General features: G+C 60.1%; 15 protein-coding genes and 1 pseudogene. 8 read left to right on the forward strand and 8 right to left on the reverse strand.

What is annotated here, in order from left to right:
- Positions 1-59: 59 nt before the first annotated feature.
- On the forward strand, positions 60-1478 hold the full coding sequence (locus JH25_RS16110; protein WP_032878044.1) for a short-chain fatty acid transporter: 1419 nt from the start codon (positions 60-62) through the stop codon (positions 1476-1478).
- 38 nt (positions 1479-1516) lie between these two features.
- Here JH25_RS16110 and JH25_RS28040 read toward each other — a convergent pair.
- Both JH25_RS28040 and JH25_RS16100 read right to left on the reverse strand, forming a co-directional pair.
- Positions 1517-1858, reverse strand: a pseudogene (locus JH25_RS28040) (HepT-like ribonuclease domain-containing protein).
- The gene (locus JH25_RS16100; protein WP_032878046.1) at positions 1855-2145 is read right to left on the reverse strand and encodes a nucleotidyltransferase family protein; all 291 of its coding nucleotides are present in this window, start codon (positions 2143-2145) and stop codon (positions 1855-1857) included. Before JH25_RS16100 ends, JH25_RS28040 begins: the two are co-directional and overlap by 4 nt.
- Before the next feature lie 157 nt (positions 2146-2302).
- On the opposite strand from JH25_RS16100, the gene acpA reads away from it, so the two are divergent.
- The 3 genes from acpA (at position 2303) to JH25_RS16085 (ending at position 5945) form a co-directional block, all read left to right on the forward strand.
- Positions 2303-4003 (forward strand): acid phosphatase, encoded by a 1701-nt coding sequence (acpA, locus tag JH25_RS16095; RefSeq protein ID WP_032878048.1) that lies wholly within the window; start codon positions 2303-2305, stop codon positions 4001-4003.
- Positions 4004-4122: 119 nt separating this feature from the next.
- The gene (locus JH25_RS16090) at positions 4123-5292 is read left to right on the forward strand and encodes a hypothetical protein (RefSeq protein ID WP_032878049.1); all 1170 of its coding nucleotides are present in this window, start codon (positions 4123-4125) and stop codon (positions 5290-5292) included.
- Between the two features lie 137 nt (positions 5293-5429).
- Positions 5430-5945 carry a hypothetical protein gene (locus tag JH25_RS16085; RefSeq protein WP_032878050.1) on the forward strand — a complete coding sequence of 172 codons (516 nt, stop codon included), beginning with the start codon at positions 5430-5432 and terminating at the stop codon, positions 5943-5945.
- On the opposite strand, the gene can is transcribed toward JH25_RS16085, so the two are convergent.
- Positions 5942-6586 carry a carbonate dehydratase gene (gene can / locus JH25_RS16080; protein ID WP_005784518.1) on the reverse strand — a complete coding sequence of 215 codons (645 nt, stop codon included), beginning with the start codon at positions 6584-6586 and terminating at the stop codon, positions 5942-5944. The two genes, JH25_RS16085 and can, sit on opposite strands and share 4 nt — an antisense overlap.
- Before the next feature lie 139 nt (positions 6587-6725).
- On the opposite strand from can, the gene JH25_RS16075 reads away from it, so the two are divergent.
- Positions 6726-7130, forward strand: coding sequence for a hypothetical protein (locus JH25_RS16075; protein ID WP_032878051.1), 405 nt, complete (start codon positions 6726-6728; stop codon positions 7128-7130).
- A 58-nt stretch (positions 7131-7188) separates the two neighbouring features.
- Here the strand turns inward: JH25_RS16075 and rimI are convergent, their stop codons facing one another.
- Positions 7189-7641, reverse strand: coding sequence for a ribosomal protein S18-alanine N-acetyltransferase (gene rimI / locus JH25_RS16070; protein ID WP_003188286.1), 453 nt, complete (start codon positions 7639-7641; stop codon positions 7189-7191).
- On the reverse strand, positions 7634-8380 hold the full coding sequence (locus JH25_RS16065) for a hypothetical protein (protein ID WP_050549356.1): 747 nt from the start codon (positions 8378-8380) through the stop codon (positions 7634-7636). The genes rimI and JH25_RS16065 overlap by 8 nt, the downstream gene beginning before the upstream one ends.
- Positions 8381-8567: 187 nt before the next feature.
- Between JH25_RS16065 and mksB the strand changes: the two genes are divergently transcribed.
- Genes mksB through mksF form a run of 3 tightly spaced genes read left to right on the forward strand, consistent with a single transcriptional unit; the run spans position 8568 to position 13379 of the window.
- Complete coding sequence (gene mksB, locus JH25_RS16060) at positions 8568-9845, forward strand: Mks condensin complex protein MksB (RefSeq protein WP_005784507.1); 1278 nt, start codon at positions 8568-8570, stop codon at positions 9843-9845.
- Positions 9835-10542: an Mks condensin complex protein MksE gene (mksE, locus tag JH25_RS16055; protein ID WP_032878054.1), complete on the forward strand. Its 708-nt coding sequence runs from the start codon at positions 9835-9837 to the stop codon at positions 10540-10542. Before mksB ends, mksE begins: the two co-directional genes overlap by 11 nt.
- On the forward strand, positions 10539-13379 hold the full coding sequence (gene mksF, locus JH25_RS16050) for an Mks condensin complex protein MksF (RefSeq protein WP_005784503.1): 2841 nt from the start codon (positions 10539-10541) through the stop codon (positions 13377-13379). Before mksE ends, mksF begins: the two co-directional genes overlap by 4 nt.
- Before the next feature lie 186 nt (positions 13380-13565).
- Here mksF and JH25_RS16045 read toward each other — a convergent pair whose 3' ends face one another.
- The 3 genes from JH25_RS16045 to JH25_RS16035 are packed head-to-tail and all read right to left on the reverse strand — an operon-like array spanning position 13566 to position 17131.
- On the reverse strand, positions 13566-15869 hold the full coding sequence (locus tag JH25_RS16045) for a PqiB family protein (protein WP_032878055.1): 2304 nt from the start codon (positions 15867-15869) through the stop codon (positions 13566-13568).
- The gene (locus JH25_RS16040; protein WP_032878056.1) at positions 15862-16485 is read right to left on the reverse strand and encodes a paraquat-inducible protein A; all 624 of its coding nucleotides are present in this window, start codon (positions 16483-16485) and stop codon (positions 15862-15864) included. Before JH25_RS16040 ends, JH25_RS16045 begins: the two co-directional genes overlap by 8 nt.
- Positions 16472-17131: a paraquat-inducible protein A gene (locus JH25_RS16035; protein WP_032878058.1), complete on the reverse strand. Its 660-nt coding sequence runs from the start codon at positions 17129-17131 to the stop codon at positions 16472-16474. The genes JH25_RS16040 and JH25_RS16035 overlap by 14 nt, the downstream gene beginning before the upstream one ends.
- Positions 17132-17223: the final 92 nt, after the last annotated feature.

Below are 17223 nucleotides of genomic sequence, written 5' to 3' on the forward strand. Positions count from 1 at the left end.
GGTAGAGGAACATGCCGTAAAACTGCCAAACCCCATAATAAATACAAGAGGAAAGCTTCATGGCCGATGCTATCGAAGAAAGCCGCTACGCTCGATTTGCCCTGCGTTGTTCCAATTTTGCCGAGCGCTGGTTTCCCGACTCCTGGGTGTTTGCCGCTCTCGCGGTGATTATCGTCGCCGTGGCGACCCTGGGCATGGGCGCAGCGCCCGCCGAAGCGGCCAAGGCATTTGGCGACGGGTTCTGGAGCCTGATCCCGTTCACCATGCAGATGGCGTTTGTGGTGATCGGCGGTTATGTAGTCGCCAGCTCGCCGCCCGCGGTGAAGTTGATCGACCGCTTGGCGCGCATCCCCAAGAACGGTCGTTCGGCGGTAGCCTGGGTGGCGTTGATTTCCATGGTGGCCTCGTTGCTCAACTGGGGCTTGTCCCTAGTGTTCGGCGGTTTGCTGGTGCGGGCGTTGGCCCGTCGTACCGATTTGCGCATGGACTACCGCGCCGCTGGCGCTGCGGCATACCTGGGCCTCGGTGCCGTGTGGGCGTTGGGGCTGTCGTCGTCAGCCGCGCAGTTGCAGGCCAACCCGGCCAGCTTGCCGCCGTCGATCCTGTCGATCACCGGGATGATCCCGTTCACCGAAACGATCTTCCTGTGGCAATCCGGTGTGCTGCTTCTGGCGCTGATCGTGGTGTCGCTGATCATCGCCTACGCCACCGCGCCCGGCCCCAACAGCGCCCGCGATGCCAAGGCCTGCGGCGTCGACCCGGCCTTTAACCTGCCCAAGCCACAACCGCCGACGCGTCCGGGCGAATGGCTGGAGCACAGCCCGTTGCTGACGATATTGCTGGCATTGCTGGCAGCCGGCTGGCTGTTCCATGAGTTCTCAACCAAGCCGGCGATCAGCGCCATCTCGGGGCTCAACACCTATAACTTCCTGTTCATCATGGTCGGCGCCCTGCTGCACTGGCGCCCGCGCAGCTTCCTCGATGCCGTGGCCCGCGCGGTGCCGACCACCACCGGCGTGCTGATCCAGTTCCCGCTGTACGGCTCGATTGCCGCGCTGATGACGGTGGTCAAGGGCGGTGACGGCCAGACCCTGGCGCACCATATCTCGACGTTCTTCACCTCCATCGCCTCCCACGACACCTACGCGCTGCTGATGGGCGTGTATTCGGCGGTGCTGGGCTTCTTCATCCCATCGGGTGGCGGCAAGTGGATTATCGAGGCGCCCTATGTGATGCAAGTGGCCAATGACCTGCAATACCACCTGGGCTGGGCGGTGCAGATCTACAACGCCGCCGAGGCACTGCCGAACTTGATCAACCCGTTCTATATGCTGCCGCTGCTGGGGGTGTTGGGGCTGAAGGCGCGGGACTTGATCGGGTTTTCGTTTGTGCAGTTGTTGGTGCACACGCCGCTGGTGTTGTTCTTGTTGTGGGCGCTGGGGACGACGTTGAAATATTTGCCGCCTGTGATGCCCTGAATAACGGGTGACCGCAACTGTTGGTAGAACAGCTGCGGTCAAGGATTTACAGGAAGGCGTGCCAATAGATCAGGTAATGCACTCTGTATCGTGTCCCAAACAACATCCAAGTTGATATCGAAGTAACCATGAGCGATTCGGTTGCGCATCGCTCACATATTGCGCCAAGGAATATGTGAATGGCGTGCCGCGAAGTCCGGATGCTGATCCATGATTTTCGTCGACGCTTCACCAATGATGATCAGGCTCATGACCACAGCTTGTTGTGTTCGCCGGTCCTCCAAAAACGCTTCTTTGCTCAAGCCCTCTACAAAAGTGATAGCGTCAGTGGCAGCTTGCCTTATGTGCTCCAGATAATCCCCTAAGCGATTTTCTGTCATACAGGACGGGCCTCAGCCAACACCTTGGCGCGAAATTTCAACGGCAAGTCGCCAGGCGTCAACAGGTCGACATTGACGCCTAACAAGTCCTCAAGCTCGACCTGCAACCCGCCAAGATCAAAAAGAGTTGTTCCCGGTGGCGCATCAACCAGCAAATCAAGATCACTGCCTTCTTGGTCGGTACCCGTTAATACAGACCCAAATACTCTCGGGTTTGATATTTGGAAACGTCCTAACACTTCTCTGACAGCTGCTCGTTGTAGATCAAGTGCAGTTGAAGGTTTCACGACTCACCTCGATGGTGTGCATTAGAAGCCCAGTCTAGCAGCGCTTACTCTGTGTAGACACGCCCCGCACATCACATGTGTGTCTTCGTTCCGTCACATTCCATTGCTACCGTCCTGCGAAATATCTTGCAACATCTCGCCAAGGACTCCCCCCGCAATGAGTGACGAGCACAACGACCGCCCTACCCCCGACTCCGCCCCCAAAACGCCGGTCGACACCAGCCGTCGGCGCTTCCTCGGCGGTGCGGCGGTGTTGGGGGTAGGCGCGACTTTGAGTGCCTGCGGCCATACCAGCGAAGCGCCGAGCACACCGGTAGCCAGGCCGCTCACGCCCCAGGAACTGGACAAGGCCTTGAGCGACCAGGTTAAAACCGTGGTGGTGATCTACGCCGAGAACCGCAGCTTCAACAACCTGTTTGCCGATTTCCCCGGGCTTGAAAAACCACTGTCGGCGTTATCCGCCACTGACACCCGGCAGCGCGACCGCGACGGTAGTGTGCTGGCCAGCCTGCCGCCCACATGGGGCGGTGTGTTGCAAGTCGGCCCGCAAACGGTGGACGGGGTGACCTACCCCAGCGGTGTGCAATTCCAGGAAAACCTTTCCAACGCACCGTTTGCCCTCAAGGGCCCGAACGCCGAAGACCTGCCATTGAGCTTGGTAACCCGCGACCTGTGGCATGTGTTCTATCAAAACCAGATGCAGATCAACGGCGGCAAGAACGACGGTTTTGTCGCCTGGGGCGATGCCGGGGGCCTGGTGATGGGCCATTACGCCCAAAGTCGTTATTCTCTGCGCCTGTGGGACGTTGCCAGGGAGTTTGTGCTCTGCGATAACTTTTTCCAGGGCGCATTTGGCGGCTCGTTTCTTAACCACCACTACCTGATCAGCGCCACGGCGCCGGTTTATCCCAATGCCGCGCAATCGGTGGCCAAGGCGCAGATCGCCACGCTGCAAAGTGATGACCCCACCGACACGCGCCTCAAGCCGCTGGACGCGTCCCCGGCCAGCGCCATGACCGGCCCGCCGCAGTTCGGCCCCAGCGCGCTGACCCCGGACGGTTACGCCGTAAACACCCTGGCCCCGCCGTATTGGCCCACCTGGATTCGCGACCCGCAAAACCCGGATTACTCAAAGCCTGACCTGCCCAATGTGCTGGTGCCGCAAACCCACGAGCACATTGGCGACAAGCTGTCGAAAAAGAACGTTGACTGGGCCTGGTATGCCGGCGCGTGGCAGGCCACTCTGGAGCAGTTCAAGGATTCGGGCGGGATCCCCAAGATCCCGAACTTCCAGTACCACCACCAGCCGTTCAACTACTTCAAGCAGCAAGGTCCGCAAAACCGTGCGGAACGTGATAAACGCCTGCGCGACGGCGGCTTGGGGGATGAATCAAGCACGAACAAGTTCTTCGCAGATGCCCAGGCCGGCAAGCTGCCGGCCGTGAGTTTCTACAAACCCCAGGGCAACCTGAACATGCACGCCGGTTATGCCGATGTGGCCTCGGGCGACCGCCATATCGCCCGCGCCCTGAAAGTGCTGCAAGAGAGCCCGCAGTGGAAAAACATGGTGGTGGTGGTCACCGTCGATGAAAACGGCGGTTGGTGGGACCATGTCGCGCCGCCCAAGGGTGACCGCTGGGGCCCGGGCACGCGGGTGCCGGCCCTGGTGGTGTCGCCGTTTGCGCGCAAAGGCACGGTTGACCACACGGTGTACGACACTGCATCGATCCTGCGTTTGATCACCCGAGTGTTCCAATTGGAGACTCTGGACGGCCTCAAGCAGCGTGACGACGCGATGATCGCCCGCGGCCAGAAGCCCATGGGCGACCTGACCAACGCTTTGCAATTTCACCCATAGAGGCTTATCCAATAACGACATGCCTGGCGATTTAACACGCGATTTTCCCGGTCAGCCGCTACTGTGTGCAGGTGGGCTTTTATCCCGCGCAGACGGGCGTCGCTGACAAGGAACCAACTATGTTTAAAACGACCAGGCTGTCCTTCACCCTCGCCGCACTGCTGGTGAGTGCGGTCGTACAGGCCGACATCGAGGTGCCTCTGGGCAGTACGCAGCGCGTCACCCAGTTATTCGCATTTCCCAATAACTGCAACGTGATCTGCTTTCGGCCATGGACGCTGGAGCAGACCGCTGAGCACTACTTGAACCAGAGCCTGCAGCGTGACGGCTACGGCCGCGCCAGGGTCAGTGTGAAAACCCACGATGGCCAGGTCTGGGCGAATTTCAGCGGCGTACCGGACACCTACGGCCAGTCCCTGACCACCTTGCTCAATACCGCCGACCTCGCTTATCAGGGTGCCAGCCGGCTCAACAGCGATGGCAAGTGGGCTTATAACTGGTACCTGTTCCTGCCGCTGGGCATGGCCCTGGAGAACCGCAAGAGCATCGAACTGCTGCACTTTCCTCCGGACTACTCGCTCACCCAGGCCCAGGACTACCTGGAGTCGGCCACCACTGACCGCTGGGCGGCCTTGCTTACCGACAACGGCATCCCGGCCAGCGAGACACCGGCTTACCAGACCATCATCGATATCGCGCCCATCGCCGCACCGTCCAACGCAGGCAAGGATCTCGAGAGCGTCTACAGCTACTTCACCGACTACCAGACCCGCATGGTCAAGGAACTGAGCCTGCACGCCAACGGCTCGCTGCCGATGGTGGCGTTCGGCGCGCCGGTGCGCAGTTGGCTCAAGCAACAATACGGTCAGAACGTCGGCGTGCTGGAGCTGACCCAGATCAGCCCGACACCAGGCACGAGCGTGTCAGTGCTGGGCGCCAACCACCCCAGCTACATCTGGTACGCGGCGGACCCGGCAAGCTATGACGGCGATGAACAAAAGGCCGACGAGGCCGGATTGAAAGTAATGGGGCAGGATTTAAGCGCGGCCTGCTGGCAAGCGGGCATGGGCCAGAAACCCGCCAGCGATGCGAATGTGTTGCTCAAAGCCTGCTTGAATACCTGGCAGGTCACACGCAAGGAGCAGACCTGTGAGCTGTTCTTCACCTCGGTGCGCAACCTGACCCCGGAGCAGGCCAATACCAAGTGCGCCACACCGCCTATCAAGGCGCAATTGAAGCAGCTGAAAAACGCCGCGCCGCCCCCCACTGTTACCTCTCCCGCGCTTTAACGCGAACCCGCGGTTTCTACTGTCAGATCTGACAGTAGAAACCGGCTTCAACTTCGGCGAGTCTTGGCTTGCGCCCACTTGCTGCAAGACTGGCAGTCAGAACACCCCAGATCCATGCAGCCCAATTCAGGAGAGTGATGAAGACTCAAGCCATGGATAAGGCTAAAACGGCAGTGAATGACTGCCTCTACCCCTTTGAGACGCTGCAGGTGGAACAGGGTTACCCCTCGACCGCACAATTCAAGGTCGTGCGATACCCTAATGGCAAGCGGGGTGGCATCAAGGCTCGCATCGACTTTGACAGTCGAGTACGCATCGCTCTGGTTTCAGGCTACGCAGTCAGCGAGCGCCGGGCGCATACGCTGCAACTGTCGCCGCGTATTCACTTGTACGATAGATGGTTCTGCGGCCTGATACGGCACTCCTGCAAGCCGAACGTGCTCCTGGACACCACGTACATGGAACTATGGACCCTGAACACCATTACCGCAGGCAGCCTGCTGACCCTGGATTACGCCATTACTGAAGACGCGCTTTACCGGCAGTTCGCTTGCCATTGCGGCGAGCTGAACTGCCGGGGCTGGATCACCGGCAGCAAAGAGCCGTTGAACGCCCAAGGCCTGGCCTGGTGGCGCGAAAACAAAAGGTCCTAGGCTTCGCCCAACGGACGCAGGCGGTACTGCGGCGGCAGTTGCTCGAAGCCACTGATGGTGGTGTTCAAGCTCTTCCAGCGACCGTCCTTGATGCCGTAGATGCAGCCATGGATCGACAGGCTCTGCCCACGGTGCCAGGCATTTTGCACAATGCTGGTGTGACCGACATTGGCCACCTGCTGGATCACATTGAGTTCACACATGCGGTCAACGCGTTCTTCTTCAGTTGGCAGTTGAGCCAACAGTTCGCGGTTCTCGTAGTAGAGATCACGAATAGTGCGCAGCCAGCCGTCGATCAGGCCGAACTGGCGGTCCTGCATCGACGCACGCACGCCGCCGCAACCATAGTGCCCCGTGACGAGGATGTGTTTGACCTTGAGCACGTCGACTGCGTACTGGATCACCGACAGGCAATTGAGGTCGGTGTGCAGCACCACGTTAGCCACGTTGCGGTGCACGAACAGATCACCGGGCAACATGCCGACGATCTCATTGGCCGGCACCCGCGCGTCGGAGCAACCGATCCACAGGTATTCCGGGGTTTGCTGGCGGGCGAGCTTGGCGAAGAATTCGGGATCTTCCTGTTTGATCGCATCCGCCCAGCGTTCGTTGTTATCAAGCAGGTCTTGTAGTTCGTTCATCAGGGAAAGCCTCAGGAATGATGCGCAGTTTTGTGACTGACAACCCCTCGTCCGGGTCACGCCTGGCGCAAATTAGCTTGAATCTTTGGGGCTCAGCGCCTGTCCACACACTATAAGCCCCACAGTATGAGGATTGGCCATGACTGAATCACGACGTCCCTACGGCGCAACCCAGCCGGAACCGATCGACGACAACGAAGACCGCATGGGTTCGATGCGCGAGCTGGATTTTGACGAAGAGGACCAGACAGCGGAAATCGGCGATGAAATCCCGCGTGGCGAGCGCGAGCAGCTGATGCCCGACGAACGGGTACGAGAGGCCGGGATGACCGGGGCCTCGACCGCTGATCATGAATCAACCGATGATGATATGAGCCCGGAAACGCTGATTCACGAGGACGGTGCCAGAGATGCTCGGGAGGAAGGAGAAGACAGCCCGGCGGACTACGATCTGAGTGTTGTTGGTGAAGAGGATATTGGTGGCGGAAATGGCCTGGATGAGGCCGAACTGGCCGATCTGGACCCGCTCAACGGCAAACGCTGACACAACGCAGCTCAAAATGTGGGAGGGGGCTTGCCCCCTCCCACATTGGTTCCGGTATTTAGTCGACGAGGGTGCAAGCCATGACGACCGCGTCTTCGCGACCACCCACAGCAGGGTAATAATCCCGGCGACGGCCAATCTCATTGAAGCCATAGCGCTCATATAACCGAAAAGCCCCGGTATTGCTGTCCCGCACTTCCAGGAAGCATTCCCGCGCGTTGGCCGCGTAGGCACGGGACATCAGGTGTTCCAGCAGCGCCAGACCCAATCCGCGCCCCTGGTTTTCCGGCTTGACGGTAATGTTCAGCAAATGCGCCTCATCGAGAATGATCTGCACCACCCCATGGCCCACTTGCTGCTCGCCTTCGAACATCAGCCATATCTGGTACTTGCCCAGCCCGTCGAGAAAGATCCCTCGCGTCCAGGGATGGCTGAACGCTGCGTATTCGATTTTCAGCACCGCGTCGAGGTCGGCCTCGGTCATCGGGCGGAAGGATAAAGCCTCACTCATCAGTTGTTTTCCAGCGCGCCATCAGCCGGCGCATGGCTTGCCAGACATCAGCCTTACGCTGTGGCTCTTCCATTAATAATTCCAGACCCGGCAGGGCCCATACCGAACCCAGGCTGTCGACCTGCAGTTCGCGGTACCAGGCCTCGGCATTGGCTTCACCGGCAAACCGCACGGCAGGCAAGCCGATCAGCCACAGGCACACGCAGGGTTCGTCTTCCAGACGCGCCGAGACAAAGCCCTGGACAAAATCCCGCGCAGCTTCCGGGCCCTGGTCCATGGTGCCGCGTACCAGCAGCGGCCAGCGCACAGGCTCACCGATGATTTGCGGGCTGTCGGGCAGGCCGGCGGCGCGCAGCATGTCCTTGAGCAGCAGGTAGGCCGGGTCGCGCGACTGGAAGCGCTCGCCGGTTGGCAGTTCCACCAGCAACAGGCAACGCCCGGCCCGCAGCAATTGCAGGGCAAAGCGGGGCGGCGGCACTACCGGTGCCTTGACCACCGGCGCGGCCTCCTCCACCACCTTGGCAGCCTTGGTCACCGGCGCAGGGCGTGGCACTTCGATCTTTGCCCGTTCGACCACCGGGCGTGTTTCGACTGGGGGCTTGACCACCGCCACGGGCGCGGCAGCCTCTTCCCCCGACGACTCGAACGCCTCATAGGGCTCAAGCGCCTGCAACAACTCGGGCCGCGACGGCGCGGCAAACGGCAGTTCGGTGCGGGGCAGCCAGTTGACCACCTGCATGGCGGTCAAGTAAGCGCGACGTCGGGACTCGATAAGCACAGCTCGGCCACTTGTGGATAAGTAAAGAGCGGGGATTCTACCGCTGTTCGGCAACAATCGCCCACTGCGCACTGACCGGCTGTGGATAAATCCCGCGCCTGATGCAGTACAATCGCGACTTTTAATCGCCAACCAGCCGGCCATTCCCATGATCGAACCCAAGCGCGTCCTGCGCGCCCTCGCCGAACACTGGGCCTTACTTGAGCCTCTGTGCGAACACTTCGACCAAGGCACCCTGAGCCTGAGCGAGCTGCGCGCACAATTGGCCGCCCAACAACTGGACAGCACGCCCCAGGACATTACCAGCCTGCTGGACGTGTGGATTCGCCTGGATATCCTGGTACCTGTCGCCAAGAGCCCGAACCGTTTCGAGCTCAACGCGCAGATCCACGACTTCCTCGCTTATCTTCGCAAGGAGCACCGGCTTGGCCTGTGCCTGGAAATCGAAGCCTACCTGCGCCACCTTGAGCGCCTGGCCGGTTATATCCAGGACGCCTTCGACATCCGCGACGGCCATGACCTGGCCCGGCAACTGCGCTTGCTGGATATGCGCGTGCGCGACGTGCTGAAAAAACTTGCCAACGACGAACAGGCCCTCGCCGCCGTGGCCGATCGCGCCAAGACCAGCGACCGCCAGATCCCGTTGCGCCAGCGCTACGCCGAGGTGTTGGCAACCTGGGACGAATACGTCGAGCCGATGATTCAGCTGGTGAACGCTGACGGCGCCTTCGAGCAAGGCGTGCGCAAGGTGGAAAACGTGCTGCTGCGCATGCTCACCGAGCAACAGCGTCTTGGCCACCTGGTGGACGACGACATGCTGCTGCGCACTCACGCGCGCATCCTCGAAATGCAGACCAGCGCCCAGTTGACCTTGCGCCATGCGCGCGAGCTGCTGTTGCCGCTGCGCGAAGAAGCACGCCGGCATAACGCAGTGACTCGCGGCGCTGCGCTAGCCTTGTCGGCGATTCGCCGTAAAGGCCTGGACGCGGTGCCGCAAGCGGCGATGCCGATGTTCACCCGACCGCAAAGCACCTTCCTGGGCAGCGCCAGCCAGGTCGAGGCTTATGTGTATGCCCTGGCCAATTTCGAGCCGAAACCGGCGCGATTCCCCAAGGCGCACAAATCCCACAAGGGCGAAGCCCCGCGCGCGCCGCGTACGGTCAAGGAAATGCTCGAGCGCTGCGAAGACGCCCTGCCGATGCCGGACCTGATGACCTGGCTGCTGGAACAGGAGCCCGACGGCGCCACCGACGAATTGCTGTACTGGTTTTCACGCCTGTCCCGGGAAAAACGCTTCAAGCGCGAGCGCCTGGAACGTCGCGATTACCACACCCACGAGCATCAGGTCAGCCTGCGCTCCTTCGCCCTGCTCCCGGCCGGCGTTGACGCCACCGAGAATTCTGCGAGCACCCCTTATGCATCTTGATCTATCCGAACTGTCCCAGCTGGCGCCGATTTTTCGCGAGCTGTTCAAGGGTTACCACGTCAGCCGCCGCGACCCGGAGCTGTACGCGCAGCTGTCGAACTTCCAGGACCAGTACCGCACGCTGTTCAAGGCCTTGGGCTTTGAGCTGGTATGCGATACCCGCGGTTTCTACTACTTTGTCCCGGACACCGCCGTGGCTGCCGCGCAGGTCAACAAGACCGCCCAGCGCCTGGCCTTGTTTACCTTCATTCTCGTCGAGCACCTGGCCGACCAGGGCCGCGACCCGGTTGCCGTGCTCGACGGCGGCAGCCTGGGGCGCGACGAATTGCCTTCGTTGCTGGAGAAGTACCGCGACCTGTTTATCCAGGCCGAAGTGCAGACCCAGGAAGAGCTCGAAGAAAAAATCATGCGTCGCATGACCCAACTCGGTTTTGCCAGCGAAGACAACGGTATCTACCGCTTCCTGCCACCAATGCACCGTTTCCTCGACGTGTGCCTGTCGGTGCAACAGGACCGCGACCTCGCCGCCAGCGTGCACAGCGTATTGCCGCTGCCGGTGCCAGTGATCATCGACGAAGACAGCGATGAAAAACTGCTGAAGACCGATGACCCGCTGGACCTTAGCGCCTTCGATGAGGAAAGCGAAGAAGACGCCCTGGCCCGAGCCATTGCCGAAGAACAGGAAACCGACGTATGAGTAAGGAACGTTACGGCATCCGCCGCTTCGCCCTATTGAACACCGCCGGTTACAGCCTGGGCTTGTTCCCGCTGGAAGAGCCGCTGTCGGTGTACGGCGCGAACAACCTGGGTAAATCCGCATCCATCAACGCCTTGCAGTTCCCGATCCTGGCGCGCATGTCGGACATGAGTTTCGGCAAGTACACGCTGGAACAATCGCGGCGCTTCTACTTTGCCACCGATACCAGCTACATCCTGGTAGAAGTCTCCCTGCCCCACGGCCCGCACGTCATCGGCGTGGTCGGACGCGGGCCGGGCGGCGGTTTCGGTCACCAGTTCTTTGCCTATGCGGGCAAGCTGGACCTGGCTCATTACCAGAAAAACGACACCTGCCTGCGTCAGAAAGAGCTGTTTACCAACCTTGAGCGCGAGGGCCTCAAAGCCTACGAACTCAAGCCTGATGAACTGCGGCGCTTGCTGGTGGGCGGCCATACGTCGATCCCGCTGGACCTGACCCTGATCCCGCTGCGCTCCACCAGCGAACAGAGCTTGAAGACGTTCCGTGCGTTGTTTATCAACCTGCTGCACATGCGCGAAATCACCGCGGCCAAGCTCAAGCAACTGTTCCTCGACGCGTTCGAACACAGCTTGCGTTCAGGCAGTGTCGACTACATCGCTGCGTGCGAAGAAGCCTTCCGTGATGTGCGACGCATGGAGCAGGACTACAACTCGCTGGTGGCTGCCGGGCCGTTGGTCGAGGCGTTGGCCAATGGCGTGAAACAACGCGACGCCTTGCGCGGCAAACTGCATCGCCTGTCACCGCTGCTGGATTCGTTGCTGGGCACCTGGTCGGACTACGCCAGTGCGCGCAAGGAAGAGCTGACCATCCAGGCCGAGCACTACCGCAACGAGCAGGACGCGCTGCAGAACGACCAGCGTGGCGGTACTCAGGAACTGATGCGTCTGGAGCGGGAGATCAGCGGTATCCAGCGTTGGCTGGGCGAGCTGTCGGTACTCAAGCATCGCTTTGCCCTGGTGGATGACGTCAAGGTGCTGGAGCAACAGTTGCTCGCCGCCAAGGACGCCCACGATGAACTGGCGGGCGCATTGGCGCAGTCGCGACAGTTCAGCGCCGAGGACCTGGACGAGCGTCTGCGCGACCTGGAAAAGCGCTTGAAGTCGGTCAGGCAGCAACTCGATCACGCCGACAACAACAGCTATGCCAAGCTGCGCGAGGAGTTCTCGCAACAGGATGTCGAACGTCTGATGCGCCTGTTCAACAGCTCGTTGTTCAGCCTGCCTCTGGGTGAGCACGGCATCACGCTGGATGAGGACGGCCAGTGGGTCAAATCCCTGGAGCAGATTCTCGATGGATTCAAAGGCGAGCGCTTTGAAGTGCCGGGGCTGTCCATCGACATCTCGCACATCGAGCCGCCTGCGTTGCAGGCCCTGGCCGACCGCGCCGCATTGCGCGACCAGAAGGAGCGCCTGGAAAAAGAACTCAAGCAACTCAAAACCCAGCAGGCCGTAGCTTCCGACCGCGCGGCGAGCAAGACCCAGACCGAAGCGCTGTATCAGCAGGTGCTGGATGCTCAGAAGGCATTGGAAGATTTCCGCCGCACCCAGACCCTAAGTGCAGAAGAAGGCGAGAAGCTGGAAAACCTGGCGCAGATGGAAGCCGCCCAGGATGAGCTGAAGCGCTCCAGCGATGCCTTTACCGAGCGCGTCCAGCAATTATCGGCCAAGCTGCAACTGGTCGGCCGCCAGATCGGCGATATGGAAGCCAAGCAACGCACGCTGGATGATGCGTTGCGTCGTCGTCAGCTGTTGCCGGCGGACCTGCCGTTCGGCACGCCGTTCATGGACCCGGTCGACGACTCCATGGACAACTTGCTGCCACTGCTCAATGACTACCAGGATAGCTGGCAGGGCTTGCTGCGCGCCGACGGCCAGATCGAAGCCCTGTACGCTCAGGTGCGCCTCAAGGGTGTGGCCAAGTTCGACAGCGAAGATGACATGGAGCGTCGCCTGCAGCTGCTGATCAACGCTTACGCGCACCGCACCGATGAGGCGTTGACGCTGGGGAAGGCACGCCGAGCAGCGGTGACCGATATTGCCCGTACCCTGCGCAATATCCGTAGCGACTACGACAGCCTTGAACACCAGTTGGCGTTATTCAACCGCGAGATCAACAAACGCCAGGTCTCCAACCTGCAGAGTTTTCGCATCGTGCTGGCGCCGAACAAGGAAGCCCTCAAGCATATCGACCAGATCATCCACAGTGCTGGCCAGTATGAAGAAGGCGAAACGCTGTCGGTGTTCGACCTCAGCCAGAGCGCCGAGCAGGACAACAAGAACGAAGAGGCCAAGGAATACCTGGCGCGCCTCGTTGCGGCCAACCATAACCAGCTGGGCCTCAAGGACTTGTTCGAACTGGCGTTCGAGATCACCAAGGTGCACGGTCAGCCGGTGATTCATACCGACATCGATGGCGCCGCGTCCAACGGCACCACCATGACCATCAAGGCGCTGACCAACATGTACTTGTTGTTGCACTTGATGGACCGTGACCAGGCCGGCCGTGTGCGTTTGCCGTATTACCTCGATGAGGCTGCAGACATTGATGAGAAGAACCAGGCTGCCTTGCTGGAAACCAGCTTGCAACTGGGCTTCGTGCCGATCCTGGCCAGTGTGAAGCCGCAGGTCTCCGCCCAGGTGGCGATCGACCTGGAAGGCGGCAGCGGGCCGAACGGAATCTACATTGATGAGGCGGACTGGAAATACATCCGTCGCCATGATGTGGTGAAGGCGACGATGAATGTGCAAGCCGATGAGCCGGAGCTGGATGAGGTCTGACGCGTTGCGCTGACATGCAAAAAGGCCGCGATCTTTTGGATCGCGGCCTTTTTTTCGGCTTGGGATTTGCGGTGTGTTTGTGGGCCTCATCGCGGGCAAGCCCGGCTCCCACAGTTGGAATGCATACTTGCTGAAAATGCATATCCCTGTGGGAGCCGGGCTTGCTCGCGAAGGCCGCGCATCGGTTTATTTACCGAGTGGAATCTTGGGCGCCCAGGTCAGCCACTCATCTTCAAACTTATCGAACAACGGGAAGGTCTGCTGTGGCCGTGCCGGGTTGCCCATGCGTTCGCCATCCGGCGTGGCAAAGGCGATACCGCCGGCCACCAAGGTCTCCAGGGACTCGGTGCGCACCGTCGCGCCCTTGAACAGGCCGAAGTCGAGACCGAAGCCGCTGGTGTTCCAGAAGCGACTGCCACTGCGTACCAGGGGTGCGTACTTGGGCTCGATCAGGATATGCACCAACACACGGTCGGCGGTCTGGCCCAGTTCATAGCCGGTGACCTTGCCCACGGTGACTTCACGGTAAGTGACCGGCACGCCTTCTTTGAGCGAACCACGGCGAGCGGCGCTGAGTGTCAGGCTCAGGCCTTGCTCCTGATGGACAGCCTCCGGCGGCTGATCCAGTGCAACAAAGTTTTTTTGCGGCCCGGCATTTTTCACCGCAGGCTGCACCTCGATGTATTGCCCGGTGACCAGGGTTTCAAGATTGGAGGTCTTCATCAGGCCCAGCTCCGGCTTGACCACCCAGAACTGGCTGCCTGCGCGGGCGATACGATCAGCCACCTGAGTAATACGGGCGCGCAGCAATACGGACTGCATGTCGGCGCTGAGGTCGACGCTCTCGACCTTGCCAACCTCGAGGCCTTTGAAGCGTACGGCTGTACCGGGGCGCAGGCCGTCGGCACGATCGACCTTGATCGTCACCAGGGTGCCATGCTGATTCGCGGCGTCACGGTCGGTGAACAAACGGAAGCGCGGGATACGGTGCTTCAGGGGAACGTTGGGCTCCGGTGTTTCGAAGGCGATACCACCGGCCATCAGGCTGGCCAGGGATTCGCTTTTGACCTGGATGCCACCGGTGAGCCCACCAGTGAGAGTGACACCGCTGGCGTTCCAGAAACGTGTCGAGCCGTTGACCAGGCCTTCATACTCTTTCTCGATATGAACGCCGATCACGAGTTGCTTCTTCTTGCGTGAAAACTGGTAGCTCTGCACCGAACCCACCTTGACCTGTTTGTACAGAATCGGGCTGCCGACATCCAGCGAGCCCAGGTTGTCGGTGAGCAGCACCATGTGCAGGCCGGGGGAGCGCAGGTCTAACGGCGGCGCCTTGGCGCGGGCCACATACTCACGTTGTGGCGGGGTGCCTTTGTCACCCGGGCGGATCGCGATGTAGTTACCTTTGACCAGTGCTTCCAGGCCGGTGATGCCTGCCAGGGAGATGGACGGCTTGACCACCCAGAATTGCGTGTCCTGGACCAGGTAGTCTTCGGCCAAAGGATCAAGGGTCAACTCGGCGCTGGCGCTGGACAGGTCCGGGTCGATCTTCAGGGTTTTCAGGCTACCAACCTGGATGCCTTTGTACATGACCGGGGTACGCCCGGCCTGGAGGCCTTCGAAATCGGTGAGTTTGACCTTGACCTTGATGCCGGCTGCGGCGGCATCGAAGTCCTCGTACAGGCGAAAAGGCAGGCTCGGGTCGGTGGGTGGGCTGTCTTGGCGATTCTCAGGCGTGGCGAAGGCGATACCACCGGCCACAATGCTGGAAAGCGATTCGCTGCGCACCTTCACCCCGGAGAGGTTGGCGTCGATACTGATGCCGCTGGCGTTCCAGAAACGCGTGTGCTTGCGCACCAGGCTGGCGTAGGTCGGCTCGATATAAACCTTGATCTCAACGATGCTCTGGTCTTCGGACAACAGATAGCTTTTGACCTGGCCGACCTGAATCTGCTTGTAGAACACCGGACTGCCACGGTTCAGCGAGCCCAGGCGGTCGGCCTTGAGCGTCAGGTGCAGGCCCGGCTTGGCGTCGGATAACGGTGGTTCTTCAGACAGCGCCTTGAACTTGCGCGTGGGCTCACCATCGCCCGGGCTGGCGGCGATGTAGTTACCCGAAACCAGGGTCTCCAGGCCAGTGATACCGGCGAGGCTGACGCTGGGCTTGACCAACCAGAAGCGGGTGTTGGTCCTCAGATACTGCTCTACATCCTTGTTCATCTCGATGGTGGCGATCACCCCGCGATTGCTGCCTTCGTCATCCAGGGCCAGGGTCTTGACCTTGCCGACGGTCATGCCTTTGTAGACCACTTCAGTCTTGTTGACTTGAATACCCTCGCCGCTCTCAAAGCGAACCTGAATCTCAAGACCTTGCTGGGAGTAGGCGCGCCACCCCAGCCAGCCACCGATGATCAGGGCAATCAGGGGCAACACCCAAATAGCCGACCAATTGGAGGCCGGGCGGGTTTTAGCTTTAGGCAAATCACTCATGGTCGTCGTCCGACTCCGTGTTATCCCAAATCAGTCGGGGATCGAAAGTTACTGCGGCAAGCATCGTCAAGATCACCACACTGGCGAACGCTGCAGCACCGAGATTGGCCTCGACACTGGCAAGTCGCCCAAAGTTAACGACCGCCACCAGGATGGCGATCACGAAGATATCCAGCATGGACCAGCGGCCAATGAATTCGATAAAGCGGTACATCACAATGCGTTGTTGCGCGGACAGCGGTTGGTGACGCTGCACCGAGAACAGCAACAGGCCGATGCCTACCAACTTGAATGTCGGCACCAGAATACTGGCGATGAACACCACGGCGGCGATAGGAAACATGCCGTGCTGCACCAGCTGGATCACACCCGCCATGATGGTACTCGGGTCGCCTTGGCCGAGGGAGTTGACGGTCATGATGGGCAACAGGTTGGCGGGGATATACAAGATTGCTGCGGTGATCAGCAATGCCCAGGTACGGGTGAGGCTATTGGGGCGACGCGCATGGATCAACGCGCCGCAACGGGTACAGAGTTGCTCGTCGGTATCCGCTTCTTGCTTGTTCAATTCATGGCATTCGGTACAAATCAGAATGCCTGCATCAATCGCCCGCATGGTCATCCTCTCCTGACAGTGCTTGCCAGATCTGATGGGGTGACATCACCACCTCAAGCAGAACTTGAACCATTAATAAACTGACGAAGCAGACCAGACCCAGGCCGATCGTGATGGAGGCCATGTCGGCGAGCTTTACGATTGCCACCAGTACGCCCATCAAGTAGACCTCCAGCATCCCCCAATCCTTCATATGGTGGTAGATGCGGTACAACAACAGCCCGTAACTGCGACCGATGTTCCAGCGGATGCTGAGCAACACTGCCAATTGGCAGAGCAGCTTTAACAAGGGGATCCCCATGCTGCACAAGAACACAACGGCAGCAACGCCTTGCATACCGGTATCGAATAAGCCAACAACGCCGCTCCATACGGTGTCCTCCGAGGACTGCCCGAGTAGATTGAGCTGCATGATGGGCAAAAAGTTCGCCGGGATGTAAAGCAGCAGGGCCGCAAGTACTAAAGCAAGGCTCCGCTCGACCACATTGTGGCGGTGAGCATACAACTCGTAGCCACAGCGTGGGCACTGGGCTTTTTCGCCAGGGGCGAGCGCTGGCTTGCGCATCAGCAAATCGCACTCATGGCATGCCACCAGGTCGTCCAGTGGTAAATCCGACACCTCAACGGCATCAACCGGATCGGGCATAGATAGGGCTCTGACTCTAAAATAGTTAGGTGGCTATTCTAGTGCTCTGGCTCGGAAATAACTGTGCAATTTTGTCGGGCGATTGAGGGATG

Origin of the sequence: Pseudomonas sp. BRG-100 (assembly GCF_000737955.1) — a bacterium.
GTDB lineage: Bacteria > Pseudomonadota > Gammaproteobacteria > Pseudomonadales > Pseudomonadaceae > Aquipseudomonas > Aquipseudomonas synxantha_A.